Source organism: Nonomuraea candida (genome assembly GCF_000725485.1).
Lineage (GTDB): Bacteria > Actinomycetota > Actinomycetes > Streptosporangiales > Streptosporangiaceae > Nonomuraea > Nonomuraea candida.
Map to the genome: position 1 here is coordinate 155750 of NZ_JOAG01000036.1, position 13050 is coordinate 168799.

The following is a 13050-nucleotide window of genomic DNA, read 5'->3' on the forward strand; positions in this document are numbered from 1 at the left end:
GTTACTTACCCAAGTTATCTAAAGGAGCCGACATGGCGACAGTCGTCGCGCCCGCGTCGCGGGTCACGACCAGCCGGAACCCCTGGCCCGCGGTGATCTCACTGGCCTTCGCCGCCTCCATCGCCGCTCTCCAGAACACCGCCGTGGTCCCGCTGCTTCCCGTGCTGCAACGGGAGCTGAACACGTCGCTGAGCGCCGTGAGCTGGACGCTCACGCTGAGCCTGCTGGTCGGCGCGGTCGCCACGCCGTTGTTGTCGCGCTTCGGCGACATGTACGGCAGGCGCCGCATGATCCTCACCGCCCTGGCGCTGCTGGTGATCGGCTCCGTCATGGCCGCGCTGGCGACCTCGCTGGCCTGGCTCATCGTGGCGCGCGTGCTGCAGGGCTTCGTGTCCGCGCTGGTGCCGCTGTCGATCGGGGTGGTCAGGGACTCGCTGCCCAGGCAGCAGCTCGCGACCGGCATCGGGGTGCTGAGCGCGACCATGGGATTCGGCAGCGGCGGCGGCATGATCCTGGCGGGCCTCGCCTCCGGCGACTACCACGTGGTCTTCTGGATCACCGGCGGCATCTCGCTGGTGGCGGGCATCGTCGTGGCCTTCCTCGTGCGCGACTCGGCGCCGCCGGTCAAGGGCCGCCCCGACCTGGCCGGGGCGGCGCTGCTGACCGCGTGGCTGGTCGCGCTGCTGCTGGCCGTCAGCGAGGGCGGCTCCTGGGGCTGGACCTCGCCGGGCGTGCTGGGGCTGTTCGGCGCGGCGGCCGTGCTGGCGGTCGTCTGGGTGCTGGTCGAGCGCAGGGTGGCCGAGCCGCTGGTGGAGATGGCGATGCTGGTGCACAGGGGGACGGTCGGTGCGACGGTGTCCTCGTTCCTGCTCGGATTCTCGTTCTTCACCCTGCTGACCGGCATGTCGGGCTTCGCCCAGGCGCCGGCGGCGGCGGGCGGGCTCGCGGCCACCGTCCTGCAGGTCGGCGTCTACCTGCTGCCGAGCACGCTCTTCATGCTGGTGATCTCGCTGTTCGCGGGCCGGATGATGCGCAGGCTGCCGGCGTCGGCCATGGTGGCGATCGGCTCGGGGGTCACCGCGCTGGCCGGGCTCTGGCTGGTGGTCCAGCACACGGCGCCGGCGCACCTGTACGTGGCGTCCTCGCTGATGGGCGTGGGCCTCGGCGTCGGCTACGCGGCGCTGGGCACCATGGCCGTGGAGCACGTGGCCCCGGACAGGACCGCCGTGGCGGCGGGGGTGAACGCCCTGGTCCGCATCGTGGGCGGCAGCGTGGCCGGCGCCGCGATCGCCGCCGTGCTCGCCGCGGGCGGCGGCTACCCCTGGGTCTTCGGGACAGCCGCCGGAGCGGGCGTCGTGGCCGCGCTGTTCGCGGCCGGGTACGGCTACCTCAACCGCAGGCCGGTCACAGCGCCTTCAGGCCACTGATCACTTCCAGCAGCACCTTGGCGTCCGGGGCGGGCGGCGGCAGCTCGACCTGCACGAGTTGCTGGGCGTGCAGGTCGCCGACCAGCACCCGGACCACGCCGATGGGCAGGTTCAGCTCGGCCGCCACGTCCACGAGCCGGGTGGGCTGGGTGCACTTCTGCAGGATGATCAGATGCTCGGGATCGAGGCCGCGGGGCGGCGTCAGGCCGCCGGCGGTGATGATGACCGCGATGAGGTCGATGGCCTCGCTCGCGGGCACCGTACGGCCCCTGGTCAGCAGGTAGGCGGGGACGATCGGACCGGCGTCCTCGTCCAGCCAGCGCTCTTCAGTCACTTCGCACCACCCGCATGGGGCGTTCGGGCTCCTTCTTGGGAGCCTCGGCCTCTGGTTCGGCCACGTGCTCTTCCGGGATCAACACGATCGCGGTGGTCCCTCCATATGGTGAACCGCGCAACGTCACGCGGATGTCATGCCTGGCGGCCAGGCGGGAGACGACGAACAGGCCCAGCCGGTCGCTGTCGGCCAGGTCGAACTCCGGTGGGCTGGCCAGCCGCTCGTTGTACTCGGCCAGCTCCGCTGCGTCCATCCCGAACCCGCGGTCCTCGACCTCGAAGGCGAAGCCCCGCGCCGCCGCCTCGCCGCGCACGATGACCGAGGTGTGGGCGGGGGAGTAGACGGTGGCGTTCTCGATCAGTTCGGCGATGAGGTGGATCACGTCCCCGACGACCGGCCCGGCCAGGCGCTGGCCGGACATCGGCTCGACGACGACCCGCTGGTAGTCCTCCACCTCGGCCGCCGCGCCGCGGGCCACGTCGAGCAGCGGCACGGGCCGGCTCCAGCCCCGCCCCGGCGTCGCGCCCGACAGGATGATCAGGCCCTCGGCGTGGCGGCGCATGCGCGTGGTGAGGTGGTCGAGCTTGAACAGGTCGTCGAGCTGCTCGGGGTCGGTCGTGCGGTGCTGCATGTCCGCGAGCTGGATGCGCTGGCGGTGCAGCAGGGTCTGGCTGCGCCTGGCCAGGTTGCGGAAGACGTGGCCGACGCCCTCGCTGAGCTGCGCCTGCCCGACCGCGGCCTCCACCGCCGTCTGCTGCACGGTGGAGAACGCCTGGCCCACGTCGTCGATCTCGACCGTGGTGCTGGCCACCGACAGCTCGGGCATTTCGACCTTCTCGCCCTTGCGCAGCTTGGCCACCACGTGCGGCAGCCGCTCCTGCGACACCTCCAGCGCGGCCAGCCGGAGCGCGCCGAGCTCCCTGGAGAGCCGGTCGCCCATGCGCAGCGAGAACGCGATCGACACGATCACCAGCGCCAGCGCCGTGCCCGCCAGCAGGAAGGCCCGCGACAGCACCTGGTCGGCCACCGGGTCGGCGCGCTCGTTCAGCAGCGTGCTGGCCCGCATCTGGGCCTGGTTGAACGCCTTGGCCAGCCCCTCGGTGGTGCTGAGCCAGCCCAACGGCGTCTGACCGGCGATGATCTGGTCCTCCATCATCCGCATCCGCTGGTAGGCGGGGGAGGCGATGATGGCGACCTGGGGGTCGCGCAGCTCCGGGTCGAGCTCGGCCAGGTTCTGGTCGATGAGGAAGCGCCGGTTGCCGGCGATCTGCGTGAACAGCCGGCGCTCGGCGGCGTTCACGGCCCCGAGCCCGAGGGCCTGCTCCCTGGTCAGCAGCTCCTTGGCGTAGCTCATCTCGATGACCACGCGCGACTGCTCGTAGATCGGGATGTCGTCGATCAGCGCGACCCGGCGGTGCAGGCCGAACAGGGTGTCGATGATGGAGACGTACGACTCCACGGTGTGCAGACGGTCGGACAGGCCCGCGTCGATCTCACCCCGGATCGAGTCGAGCCTGTCCAGTTGCGTGTACACCGCGTCCACCTGTGTGCTGATCTCTTCCGATCTGTCCTTGGAGTTCCTGGAGAGCTGCTCGAACGAGGTCTTCGCGGCGTCGGTGCGGGTGCGCTGCGTGGCGACGGCGGTCTTGTCCGCGACGTCGCGCAGGAGCTGGGCGGAGAGGAGCCGCTCGCGCTGGATCTCGCCGATCAGTTTGTACGCGGGAAGGCGGAGATTCGTCCAGACTGTCTTGTACTGACGCAGCTCCAAGCTCTCGCTCGCGGTGACGGCGGTGATGACCCCCCACAACACCACCATGGAGGCCAACGGGACCAGGAGTAGTCCGATGATCTTCATGCGGATCGTTCGGCTACGACCCATGGCACCTCACTCCGGTCGGTCCCCTGCTGGCAACCCCGGACGGGACAAGCCCCGAGAATAGCAATTCGATCACCAGAATGCCCAATTTTTCGGGACTTTTGGACACGTGAGTCCCTCTAGGCTTGATCCTGAAGTAGTTTTCCCGGGAGCCCCATCGGTCACAGAGGAGTCGCGTTGCGCCGTCTACTCATAGCGGCCGCCGCGCTGGTCCTTCTCGTGGGCTGCTCGACGCCCCCCGAGCCCCAGCGGGCGCCGGCCGGGGAGTCGCCGTTCGTCTACGTCAAGAACACCGACATCATCACCGAATGGGACCCCAGCCGCTCCTACTCCAACGAGATCATCGCCTTCCAGAACGTCTACGAGACGCTCACCTTCTGGAACCCGGTCACCAGGAAATCCGCCCCCCGCCTGGCCACCTCGTGGCGCTCCTCGGCCGACGGCCGGACGTGGACCTTCTCCCTGCGCCCGAACGTGACCTTCCACACGGGCAGGCCGCTGGACGCCGAGGCGGTCAAGTCCTCCGTCGAGCGCACCATGCGGGCCAGGACAGGCGCCTCCTACATCTGGGACGCCGTCTCCTCCATCAGGGTCGAGGGGCCGCTCACGGTCACGTTCGCGCTGAAGTACCCGGTCCCGCTGGACCTGGTGGCCTCCGCCGGGTACGCGGCCTACATCTACGACACCAAGGCGGCGCCCGACCTGGCGAAGTGGTTCCGGGAGGGCCGGGACGCCGGCTCCGGGCCGTACACCGTGGCCCGGTGGGACAAGGGCAAGGAGGACGAGCTCACGCTCAAGGCGTACGACGGGTACTGGGGCGGGTGGCGGCGGCCGCACTACAACACGATCAGGTACCGTGCCGTGCCCGACACCGAGCGGGCGTACCGGATGTTGCAGAGCGGCGAGGCGAGCTTCGTGGACCGGCTCGACCCGCGGCTGTTCGCCCGCGCGTCGGCCGCGCCCGGCCTGCGCACCTCCGACCGGCCCTCGTTCACCACGGCGATGCTGCTGTTCAACACCGCGGCCGGGCCGATGAAGGACATCCGCGTCCGCAAGGCGGTGCAGCAGGCCATCGACTACCGGGGGCTGGTCAAGGCGCTCAAGGGCTCGGTGATGCCCGCCAGCGGCGTCGTGCCCGAAGGGCTGCTCGGCCACGTGCCCGGCCGCGTCCCCAAGCAGGACCTGGCCGCCGCCACCCGGCTGCTGCAACGGGCCGGCTACGGGCCCGGCGGCCGGCCGCTGCGCCTGCGCCTGACCTACGGCGAGGGCGAGGCCGACGAGGAGGTGCTCGTCAGACGGCTACGGGCCACGCTGCGGCAGCTCAACGTCACGCTGGAGGCCAGGGGCCTGCCCTGGAACGCCCAGTGGGAGCAGGGCAAGACCCGCGGCCAGGACATCTTCGTCATGTACTGGTGGCCCGACTACGCCGACGGCTACTCCTACTTCGGCCAGGTCTTCCACAGCGCCGACCCGCCCGTCATGAACATGACGTACCTGAACGACCAGACCCTCGACGCGCTGCTCGGCACCATCCCCGAGCTGACCGTGACCGACAGGCCCGCGGCCCAGCGCGCCTACGAGCAGGCCACGGCCCGGGTGCTCGACCAGCGGGCGGCCGCCGCGCTGCCGTGGGTGGTCAAGGCGCGGCGGGCCTACCTGGGCGGCGTGCAGGGCTATGTGGACAACCCCGCCTACCCGGACGTCGTCTTCGTCTACGACCTGCGGCCCTCGGGCTGAGCCTGGCCCTCGACCCGCTCGCGCAGCCGGGCCCTGATCTCCTCGGGGGTGTAGGCGCGGCGGCGGCGCTCCGCGCGCGCGATCACCGCCCCCGTGGCCGCCACACCCATGATTCCCGCCAGGCCGAGCATCTTCCACCAGCGCATGTTGCCTAGGCTAGCCCTGTGCTGACTCTCGACGAGGCCGTCAAGGTGACCAGGACCGGCGATCTGTGGGTCTTCCGCGGCCGGTCGGCGCCCGACCGCGCGATCCAGACGATGACCAACAGCCCGGTCAACCACGTCGGCATGGCGATCGTGATCGAGGACCTGCCGCCCATGATGTGGCACGCCGAGCTGGGCAAGTCGCTGCTCGACCTCTGGTCGGGCACCCACCAGCGCGGCGTGCAGCTGCACGACCTGCGCGCCGCGGTGACCGTCTGGGCCGACCGGTACGGCCAGCGCGCCTGGCTGCGCCAGCTCGACCCCGAGGCCACCCCCGAGATGGAGGACGCCGCCCTGCGCACGGTGGCCAGGCTCGACGGCACCCCCTTCCCCTCCACCGCCCGGCTGGCCGCCCGCTGGGCCAAGGGACGCCTCCCGGCCCTGCCGCGCCCCCACCTGCCGGGTCTGGCCCACCTGCCGGGCCTGGCCCGCCTGCCGCGTCTGCCGCGTCTGCCGCTCGTGCGGCGCGGGAGCCGGGAGGAGCGGACGCTGGAGAGCGCCTACTGCGCCGAGGTGGTGGCCGTCACCTACGAGGAGATGGGGCTGCTGCCGGGCGGGCGCCGCCCCAACTGGTACGACCCCGGCAGGTTCTGGAGCGGCGACGACCTGGAGCTGCTGCTGGGCCGGCGGCTGGGCAACGAGATCACCGTGGGCGTGGAACGCACCCGCCCGTGACCCCCTCGAACGGGCCCCCGCCCGTGACCTCCTCGAAGGCGCACCCGCCCGTGACCCCCTGGAAGCGCACGCGCCCGTGACCCCTCGAACGGGCCCCGCCCGTGACCCCTCGAACGGGCACGCGCCCGTGACCTCCTCCACCCCCTCGAAGACCGGGAACAGCATGGACACCGCGGACACCGTCAACATCGCCCTCGTCGGGGTGGGCAACTGCGCCTCCTCCCTGGTCCAGGGCGTCGAGCACTACCGCGACGGCGACGCCCCGGGCCTGTCCAACCCCGTCTGCGCCGGCTACCCGATCTCCCGGGTGCGCTTCACCGCCGCCTTCGACGTCGCCCGCGCCAAGCTCGGCCGCGACCTGTCCGAGGCGATCTGGACCGCGCCCAACAACTCCAGGAAGTTCGCCGACGTGCCCCGCCTCGGCGTCCCCGTCGTCGAAGGCGTCCTGGCCGACGGCGTCGGCCCCGGCTCGGCCGCGCTGGTCGAGCCGCGCGGCGGCGCGACGCCCGGAGACATCGCCGCCCACCTCAAGGAGACGGGCAGCAACGTCGTGCTCAACTTCCTGCCGACCGGCGCGCAGCGGGCCACCGAGCTGTACGCCGAGGCGGCCATCGAGGCCGGCTGCGCCTTCGTCAACTGCATGCCGGCCGTGCTCGCCCGCTCGCCCGAATGGCGCGGCCGATTCGCCGCGGCCGGGCTGCCGCTGGTGGGCGACGACCTGAAGAGCTCCTTCGGCGCGACGCTCGTGCACCGCGCCCTGGTCGAGGCCCTGACCGGCAGCGGCGTCCGGCTCACCGGCGGGCACCAGCTCCTCGGCGGCGGCAACATGGACTTCGTCAACCTGGAGGACCCGGCCCGCATGAAGGGCAAGAAGGCCACCAAGGCGACGGGCGCGGGCACGGCCACCCACGTCGGCGCGCAATACCTGCCGTTCCTGGACGATCGCAAGGTCGCCTACATCCGGCTGGACGGCGAGGGGTTCGGCGGCTCGCCGCTGGAGCTGGAGCTGCGCATGGTCGTCGAAGACTCTCCCAGCGCCGCCGGCAACGCCCTCGACGCCGCCCGGCATGCCAGGGCCGCCCTGGAGCAGGGCGCCGGCGGGCTGCTGGAGGAGGTGTCCCGCACGCTGATGAAGGCGGTCTGACGGGCCGGCGGCCCGGACGGCGGCGGCTCGCCGGTCCGGGAGGAGGCCGGTCCGAGGGCACGCGGGCCGCTACCGGCTGCACGACCTCATCGCCCTCTCCGTCCCATGCCTATCCGGTACGCCCGGCTTGCGGCATGCTGGGCGGATGCGGAGTCCGGTGAACGCGCTGACCGCCCGATGGGCCGCAACCTGCGCCGGGGAGTCGTTCGTCATCTCGGGGGTGGGCGTGTGGCCGCTGCTGGCCCTGCTCGCCTCGGCCGCCGACGGGCCGGGGCGGGCGGAGCTGGAGGAGGCGGTCGGGATCGACGCCGCCCGGGCCGCCCCGGCGGCGGCGGAGGTGCTGCGGAGCCTGAACGGGCCGGCCGTCGGGGCGGCGCTCGGGCTCTGGTTCGCCCGCTCCCTGCCGCTCAACCCCTCCTGGCTCGCCGGCCTGCCCGGCGGCTCGCCCGAGGCTTCACCCGGCGGTCCCCACGGCGGTTCGCCCGGTGCCTCGTCCCCCGGCCCGTCCGACGCTCCGCCCGGCGGCCCGCCCGGCGGCCCGTCCGGCGGCCCGTCCGGCGGCCCGTCCGGCGGCCCGTCCGGCGGGCTGCCCGGCGGGCTGGCCGGCCGGCTGGACGGCGATCCCGCCGTGGACGGCCCGCGGCTCGACGCCTGGGCCTCAGAGCGGACCGGCGGCCTCATCCCCGCGATGCCGATCACGGTGACCGAGGACACGCTGCTGGTGCTGGCGGGCGCGCTCACCGTCAGGACGCGGTGGCTGCGGCCGTTCGAGGACGGGTACGGCACGTTCGAGAGCGGCCCGTGGGCCGGGCGCGACCTGGCCGTGCTGCGCCGCAGCACCACGGCCGTCGACCGGCTCCGCGTCGTCGCCACCCCGTCCGGGCCCTTGACGACGCTGCGCGTCCTGGGCTCGGGAGGCATCGACGTACACCTCGCACTCGGCGCGACCGCCTCGCCCGCCGAGGTGCTCACCGGGGCCATCGCGGCGCTGCGCGGCGGCGTCGCGGCGCTCCCCCTGGAGGAGGGGCCGGGGGTGAGCGTCGGCCACGTCCAGGCCGCCGAGCCCGACGAGCGGCTGGAGGTCACGCTGCCCCGCTTCACCGTGCGGGCCACCCAGGACCTGCTGCGCCTGCCCGAGGTGTTCGGCCTGGCCACCGTCACGGACGCGAGCCGCGGCCACTTCCCCGGCATCAGCCCCGCGCCGCTGGCGATCAGCCAGGCCGCCCAGGCCGCCGTCGCCGTCTTCGGCGCCACCGGGTTCGAGTCCGCCGCCGTCACGGCCGTCGGCGTCGCCGTCGCCGGGGCGATGGAGCGCCTGCCGTACCGGGCCAGGCGGGTGTACGTCCAGTTCGGCCGCCCGTTCGCCTTCCTCGCGGTGGAGCGCCACACCGGGCTGATCCTGACCGCAGGCTGGGTCGCGGACCCGGATACGGCGGAGTCGGTGGCAGGCTAGGGGCATGCGCCTGGCTACCTGGAACGTGAACTCCGTCAAGGCACGGCTGCCCCGCCTGCTCGCCTGGCTGGCCGACACCGCGCCCGACGTCGTGTGCCTTCAGGAGACCAAATGCCCGGCCGAGGCGTTCCCGGCGGCGGAGGTGGCCGAGCTGGGCTACCTGACCGCGGCCCACGGCGACGGCCGCTGGAACGGCGTCGCGCTGCTGTCGAAGGTCGGGCTGACGGACGTGACCCCGAGCTTCCCCGGCGAGCCCGGCTTCGGCGAGCTCGACGGCGTCGGCGCGGCCCGCCCCGAGGCCCGCGCCATCGGCGCCACCTGCGGCGGGATGCGGGTGTGGTCCCTGTACGCGCCCAACGGCCGCGCGCTCGACTCGCCCCACTACGCCTACAAGCTCGACTGGTTCGCCGCGCTCAGGGAGGCCCTCGCCCCCGAGGTGGCCGCCGGGCCGGTGGTGGCCTGCGGCGACTACAACGTGGCCCCGACCGACGCCGACGTGTGGGACGCGTCCCTGTTCGCCGGCTCCACCCACGTCACGCCGGCCGAGCGGCAGGCGCTGGCCGACCTGCGGGCGCTCGGGCTCCATGACGTGGTGCCGACGCCGATGAAGGGGCCGCATCCGTTCACGTACTGGGACTACCGGGCCGGGATGTTCCACCAGAACAAGGGCATGCGCATCGACCTGGTCTACGCGAGCACGGACGTGGCGGAGCGGGTGCGGTCGGCGTACGTGGACCGCGAGGCCCGCAAGGGGAAGGGCCCGTCCGACCACGCTCCGATCGTGGTGGACCTGGAGCCATAAATAGAGGCACAAATCGCTTTCGCCCTAGTATTCTGTGTTTTCAGATGTTTCGGGGGCGTTAAGGAGCAACAAGGACCACGAGGGGTCTCCGTGGAACCTGCAGACGGTCGCGTCATCCTGTTCATCATGATCGGGCTCGCCGTGTTCGCCCTCGGCCGCCGCTTCCAGAACATGATCACCATGCGCCAGGTGTGGAAGCAGAGTGCCAGGCAGGTCATGGCCAGGAAAGAAGTCGCTCACAACGCCGCGAAGTCGATGATCGGGATCACGCTGCTCGCGATCTTCGTCATCTGGCTCGCTCTCAACCTCAACCGCATCATGTAGGACGTACCCCGCCCCGCCTCACCGTGCCGGCGGAACGGGGCGGGACACGACGAGAACACCTCGCGCCGCGCGCCACCTCCACCAGGGGGCGCGCGGCGCCGTCCGTTCCAGGGGGTTCACCGTGCGGCGGTGGCGCGGCGGAGGGCCCAGGCCGTGAGGACGGCCACCCCCGCGGCCGCCAGCCCGACCGCCCGCGTCAGCCGCACGGCCCGCCGGATGTCCGCCACCTCCGGCCCCGGCCCGTCACCCATCGTCGGGCGCTCCTCGACCCTGCCCTCGTAGACGTTCTTGCCGCCGAGGGTGACACCGAGCGCGCCGGCGAACGCCGCCTCGCACCGCCCGGCGTTCGGGCTGGGATGCCGGTGCCCGTCGCGCCGCAGCACGGCCCGCGCCTGCCCCGGATCCGGCCCGGTCAGCACTGTGAGCACGCCCGCCAGCCGCGCCGGCACGTAGTTCGCCACGTCGTCGAGCCGCGCCGCCGCCCAGCCGAACCGCTCGTAGCGGGGAGAGCGGTGCCCGATCATGGCATCCAGCGTGTTGATCGCCCGATACGCCAGCATCCCCGGCACCCCCGCCACCGCGCCCCAGAACAGCGGGGCGACGACGGCGTCCGACGTGTTCTCGGCCAGCGACTCGACCGTGGCCCGCGCCAGCTCGGAAGCCTCCAGATGGCGCGGATCGCGGCCGCACAGGTGGGGGAGGCGGGCGCGGGCGCTTTCGAGGTCGTCCTGTTCGAGGGCGCCGGCCATGTGCTCGCCCTCCCTGGCGAGCGTGGTCCCGCCGAGCACGGCCCAGGTGACCAGGGCCGTCGTGGCCGTACGGAGCACGGGACGAGAGCCGGTCGCCCGCATGGCCAGCACGCCTGCGGCTGTCACGCCACCGACGCACACGGCGACGTGCAGCACGCCGCGCCGCCGGTCGTCCGCGTACAGGGACTTCTCCAGCCCCGCCGCGGCGCGCCCGAACAACGCGACCGGGTGGGCGGAACTCTGCGGATCGGCGAGCAGCCGATCGAGGGCCACGCCGAGAGCGAGCCCCAGGGGATCACACCAAATGGGCATGAAGCTCATCTTCGTGCACATCCAGCCATGCACTCGCACGGCGGATGCGCTCACCGGCCCCGCCCGCCCACATCTTCGCCCAGTTGCCACCGGCCGCGGCACGGGTGCGCATGACGTCGTACGAACGATGGAACCGCAGCCTGGCCACTTCCAGCAGCCGGCGCCGGTCCCGCGGCGGCAGCCCGTAGGCGTCGCAGAACAGCCGCAGCCGAGCCCCCACGTCCACGGTGCGGAGCAGCGGGGCACGATCGACGGGATCGGCGATGGGCGCCCAGTGGCGGAGCGTGGTGACGACGTCGAAGAGCCGCGTGGTGGGCCGCGCGAGATCAAAGTCGATCATCGCGTACGGAACCGCTCCGGCGCCCGCACCGGCCCTCAGGCCGCCACCGACACGCCCGGCACCGGCCTCCTCGGCCACAAGCGTCCCACCCCCGCCCGAAGCCACCCCTCCCGCACCACCACTATGGCCGGCCCCGGCACGATGAGTCGGCCCGCTGCCATAGCCAACCTCGGAGGCGACCCGACGATGCAGAAGCTCGCTGTCCTCAACCCGAAATATCACGTTCTCCGGCGTTAAATCACAATGCCCGATGATCTCCGGCGCCCTGTCATCATTCGATCCCCCTTCCCACCCCTCCTGAGTGAGCGGGAACCCGGCCGTCGCGTCGTGAAACCGCCGCAACAACCCGGCGAGCGCCGCCAACGCCTCATCGGTCACGCTCTCGAGCCGAAGCCCGGTCGTACCCGGCAGAAAGGTGAGGATCTCGCGACCGAGCCCGTCCATCCCCACGACCCGGGGCGCGCCGTCGAACCCGGCGGCTTCCAGGTGTCTGAGCAGGGCGTGCACGGCGGGCGTCGACCTGCTGGCCGGTCTGCGCACGGTGTCCCCGACACGCACCACCCCGTCTGTCACGTCCCCGCCCTGCAGGGGAATCTCATGCAGGAGCGTCGCGACCATGCCCAGACAGCTTAGACCCAATTGCCCCACCCCCGCCTGGCCTTTTCCAACTACGGCCGGAGAGCGCGCGGCCCGCTAGCTTGGGGTCTCATGCCGATCCTGCTGTCGCTGGCGGCGTTCCTCATGACGCTCCTGGGCGGGCTCGTGGCCGACCGGATCGGCACGCGCCGCCACCTCGTGCTGGGCTTCGCGGCCGGCGTCATGCTCGGGGTGGTCGCCTTCGACCTCCTCCCCGAGGCCCTCGCCGTCGAGGCGCCGCGCGTGCACGGCGTACCCCTGCCCATGCTCACGCTCGCCCTGGCCTTCCTCGCCATGCACATCCTGGAGCGCTCGACGGGCATGCACGACGCCCACGAGGGCGACTACGCCACCCACCGCCACACCCACGCCGGCGTCGGCCTCACGGCCGGCTCGGCCCTGGTCGTCCACAGCTTCCTGGACGGGGCCGCGATCGGCGCCGCGTACCAGACGAACGCCTCCCTGGCCGTGGCGGTGGCGCTCGGGGTGATCGCCCACGACTTCACGGACGGCTTCAACACGTACACACTCACGAGCCTGTACGGCAACGCCCGCCACCGAGCCCTCACCCTCCTCGCCCTGGACGCCCTGGCCCCGATCGCCGGCGCCACCCTCACCACCCTCCTCACGATCCCCGACACAGCCCTCGCCGCCTACCTGGGCCTTTTCGCCGGCTTCCTCCTCTACCTGGCCACCTCCGACATCCTCCCGGAGGCCCACACGCCAAGACACGCCACCGGCTGGACGCTGACGGCTACCGTGATGGGGACGGCTCTCATGTGGGGTGTGATCGGCCTGACAGACTGACACGGGGAAAACTTGTGCGTGACATGTCGCCGGATCATGCACAATAAGGCGGGAGCGCCCTTAGCTCAGCTGGATAGAGCACCGGACTTCTAATCCGACGGTCGCAGGTTCGAATCCTGCAGGGCGCGCTTTGATCATGGTCTGACCTGCGGCTATGCGGGATCGGATGCGTTCTAGAATTTTCGTCTAGTGGTTGCGTGCTCCCTGCGTGCTCGCGCGCACCGATCCCGC

At 72.2% G+C, this 13050-nt stretch carries 13 protein-coding genes and 1 tRNA gene; 9 read left to right on the forward strand and 5 right to left on the reverse strand.

Going from position 1 to position 13050, the window contains the following annotated elements; genetic code table 11:
* Positions 1–32 precede the first annotated feature (32 nt).
* A complete protein-coding gene (locus IO39_RS31045) occupies positions 33–1427 on the forward strand; it encodes an MFS transporter (RefSeq protein ID WP_052423581.1) in 1395 nt (464 codons plus the stop codon).
* Here IO39_RS31045 and IO39_RS31050 read toward each other — a convergent pair.
* Both IO39_RS31050 and IO39_RS31055 read right to left on the reverse strand, forming a co-directional pair.
* Positions 1405–1761, reverse strand: coding sequence for a DUF742 domain-containing protein (locus IO39_RS31050; protein WP_043630385.1), 357 nt, complete (start codon positions 1759–1761; stop codon positions 1405–1407). The two genes, IO39_RS31045 and IO39_RS31050, sit on opposite strands and share 23 nt — an antisense overlap.
* A complete protein-coding gene (locus IO39_RS31055; protein ID WP_245642405.1) occupies positions 1754–3640 on the reverse strand; it encodes a sensor histidine kinase in 1887 nt (628 codons plus the stop codon). Before IO39_RS31055 ends, IO39_RS31050 begins: the two co-directional genes overlap by 8 nt.
* A 174-nt stretch (positions 3641–3814) precedes the next feature.
* On the opposite strand from IO39_RS31055, the gene IO39_RS31060 reads away from it, so the two are divergent.
* Entirely contained in the window at positions 3815–5374 is a 1560-nt protein-coding gene (locus IO39_RS31060) for an ABC transporter substrate-binding protein (protein WP_043630390.1), read from the forward strand.
* Here IO39_RS31060 and IO39_RS56185 read toward each other — a convergent pair.
* On the reverse strand, positions 5350–5520 hold the full coding sequence (locus tag IO39_RS56185; RefSeq protein WP_169789151.1) for a hypothetical protein: 171 nt from the start codon (positions 5518–5520) through the stop codon (positions 5350–5352). The two genes, IO39_RS31060 and IO39_RS56185, sit on opposite strands and share 25 nt — an antisense overlap.
* Positions 5521–5541: 21 nt before the next feature.
* Between IO39_RS56185 and IO39_RS31065 the strand changes: the two genes are divergently transcribed.
* The 5 genes from IO39_RS31065 to IO39_RS31085 all read left to right on the forward strand — a co-directional run bounded on the left by IO39_RS31065 (position 5542) and on the right by IO39_RS31085 (position 9975).
* Positions 5542–6252, forward strand: a complete 711-nt coding sequence (locus IO39_RS31065; RefSeq protein WP_211267241.1) for a hypothetical protein — start codon at positions 5542–5544, stop codon at positions 6250–6252.
* 163 nt (positions 6253–6415) lie between these two features.
* Complete coding sequence (locus IO39_RS31070; RefSeq protein ID WP_157549108.1) at positions 6416–7396, forward strand: inositol-3-phosphate synthase; 981 nt, start codon at positions 6416–6418, stop codon at positions 7394–7396.
* 145 nt (positions 7397–7541) lie between these two features.
* Positions 7542–8849 carry a serpin family protein gene (locus IO39_RS31075; protein ID WP_043630396.1) on the forward strand — a complete coding sequence of 436 codons (1308 nt, stop codon included), beginning with the start codon at positions 7542–7544 and terminating at the stop codon, positions 8847–8849.
* Positions 8850–8853: 4 nt separating this feature from the next.
* The gene (locus IO39_RS31080; RefSeq protein WP_043630399.1) at positions 8854–9651 is read left to right on the forward strand and encodes an exodeoxyribonuclease III; all 798 of its coding nucleotides are present in this window, start codon (positions 8854–8856) and stop codon (positions 9649–9651) included.
* Between the two features lie 90 nt (positions 9652–9741).
* Complete coding sequence (locus IO39_RS31085) at positions 9742–9975, forward strand: hypothetical protein (RefSeq protein ID WP_043630401.1); 234 nt, start codon at positions 9742–9744, stop codon at positions 9973–9975.
* A gap of 116 nt (positions 9976–10091) precedes the next feature.
* On the opposite strand, the gene IO39_RS31090 is transcribed toward IO39_RS31085, so the two are convergent.
* Entirely contained in the window at positions 10092–11036 is a 945-nt protein-coding gene (locus IO39_RS31090; RefSeq protein WP_043630405.1) for a cobalamin biosynthesis protein, read from the reverse strand.
* Positions 11020–11994 carry a phosphotransferase gene (locus tag IO39_RS58115; protein WP_245642406.1) on the reverse strand — a complete coding sequence of 325 codons (975 nt, stop codon included), beginning with the start codon at positions 11992–11994 and terminating at the stop codon, positions 11020–11022. The genes IO39_RS31090 and IO39_RS58115 overlap by 17 nt, the downstream gene beginning before the upstream one ends.
* Positions 11995–12084: 90 nt before the next feature.
* Between IO39_RS58115 and IO39_RS31100 the strand changes: the two genes are divergently transcribed.
* On the forward strand, positions 12085–12819 hold the full coding sequence (locus IO39_RS31100) for a ZIP family metal transporter (RefSeq protein ID WP_043630408.1): 735 nt from the start codon (positions 12085–12087) through the stop codon (positions 12817–12819).
* 54 nt (positions 12820–12873) lie between these two features.
* A tRNA-Arg gene (locus IO39_RS31105) sits at positions 12874–12947 on the forward strand.
* Positions 12948–13050: the final 103 nt, after the last annotated feature.

Excerpts from the sequence above, each read along its gene's own strand:
- IO39_RS31045 (WP_052423581.1), top strand. The coding sequence starts at position 33 with ATGGCGACAGTCGTCGCGCCCGCGTCGCGGGTCACGACCAGCCGGAAC.
- IO39_RS31055 (WP_245642405.1), bottom strand. The coding sequence starts at position 3,640 with ATGGGTCGTAGCCGAACGATCCGCATGAAGATCATCGGACTACTCCTG.
- IO39_RS56185 (WP_169789151.1), bottom strand. The coding sequence starts at position 5,520 with ATGCGCTGGTGGAAGATGCTCGGCCTGGCGGGAATCATGGGTGTGGCG.
- IO39_RS31070 (WP_157549108.1), top strand. The coding sequence starts at position 6,416 with ATGGACACCGCGGACACCGTCAACATCGCCCTCGTCGGGGTGGGCAAC.
- IO39_RS31075 (WP_043630396.1), top strand. The coding sequence starts at position 7,542 with ATGCGGAGTCCGGTGAACGCGCTGACCGCCCGATGGGCCGCAACCTGC.
- IO39_RS31080 (WP_043630399.1), top strand. The coding sequence starts at position 8,854 with ATGCGCCTGGCTACCTGGAACGTGAACTCCGTCAAGGCACGGCTGCCC.
- IO39_RS31090 (WP_043630405.1), bottom strand. The coding sequence starts at position 11,036 with ATGCCCATTTGGTGTGATCCCCTGGGGCTCGCTCTCGGCGTGGCCCTC.
- IO39_RS58115 (WP_245642406.1), bottom strand. The coding sequence starts at position 11,994 with ATGGTCGCGACGCTCCTGCATGAGATTCCCCTGCAGGGCGGGGACGTG.
- IO39_RS31100 (WP_043630408.1), top strand. The coding sequence starts at position 12,085 with ATGCCGATCCTGCTGTCGCTGGCGGCGTTCCTCATGACGCTCCTGGGC.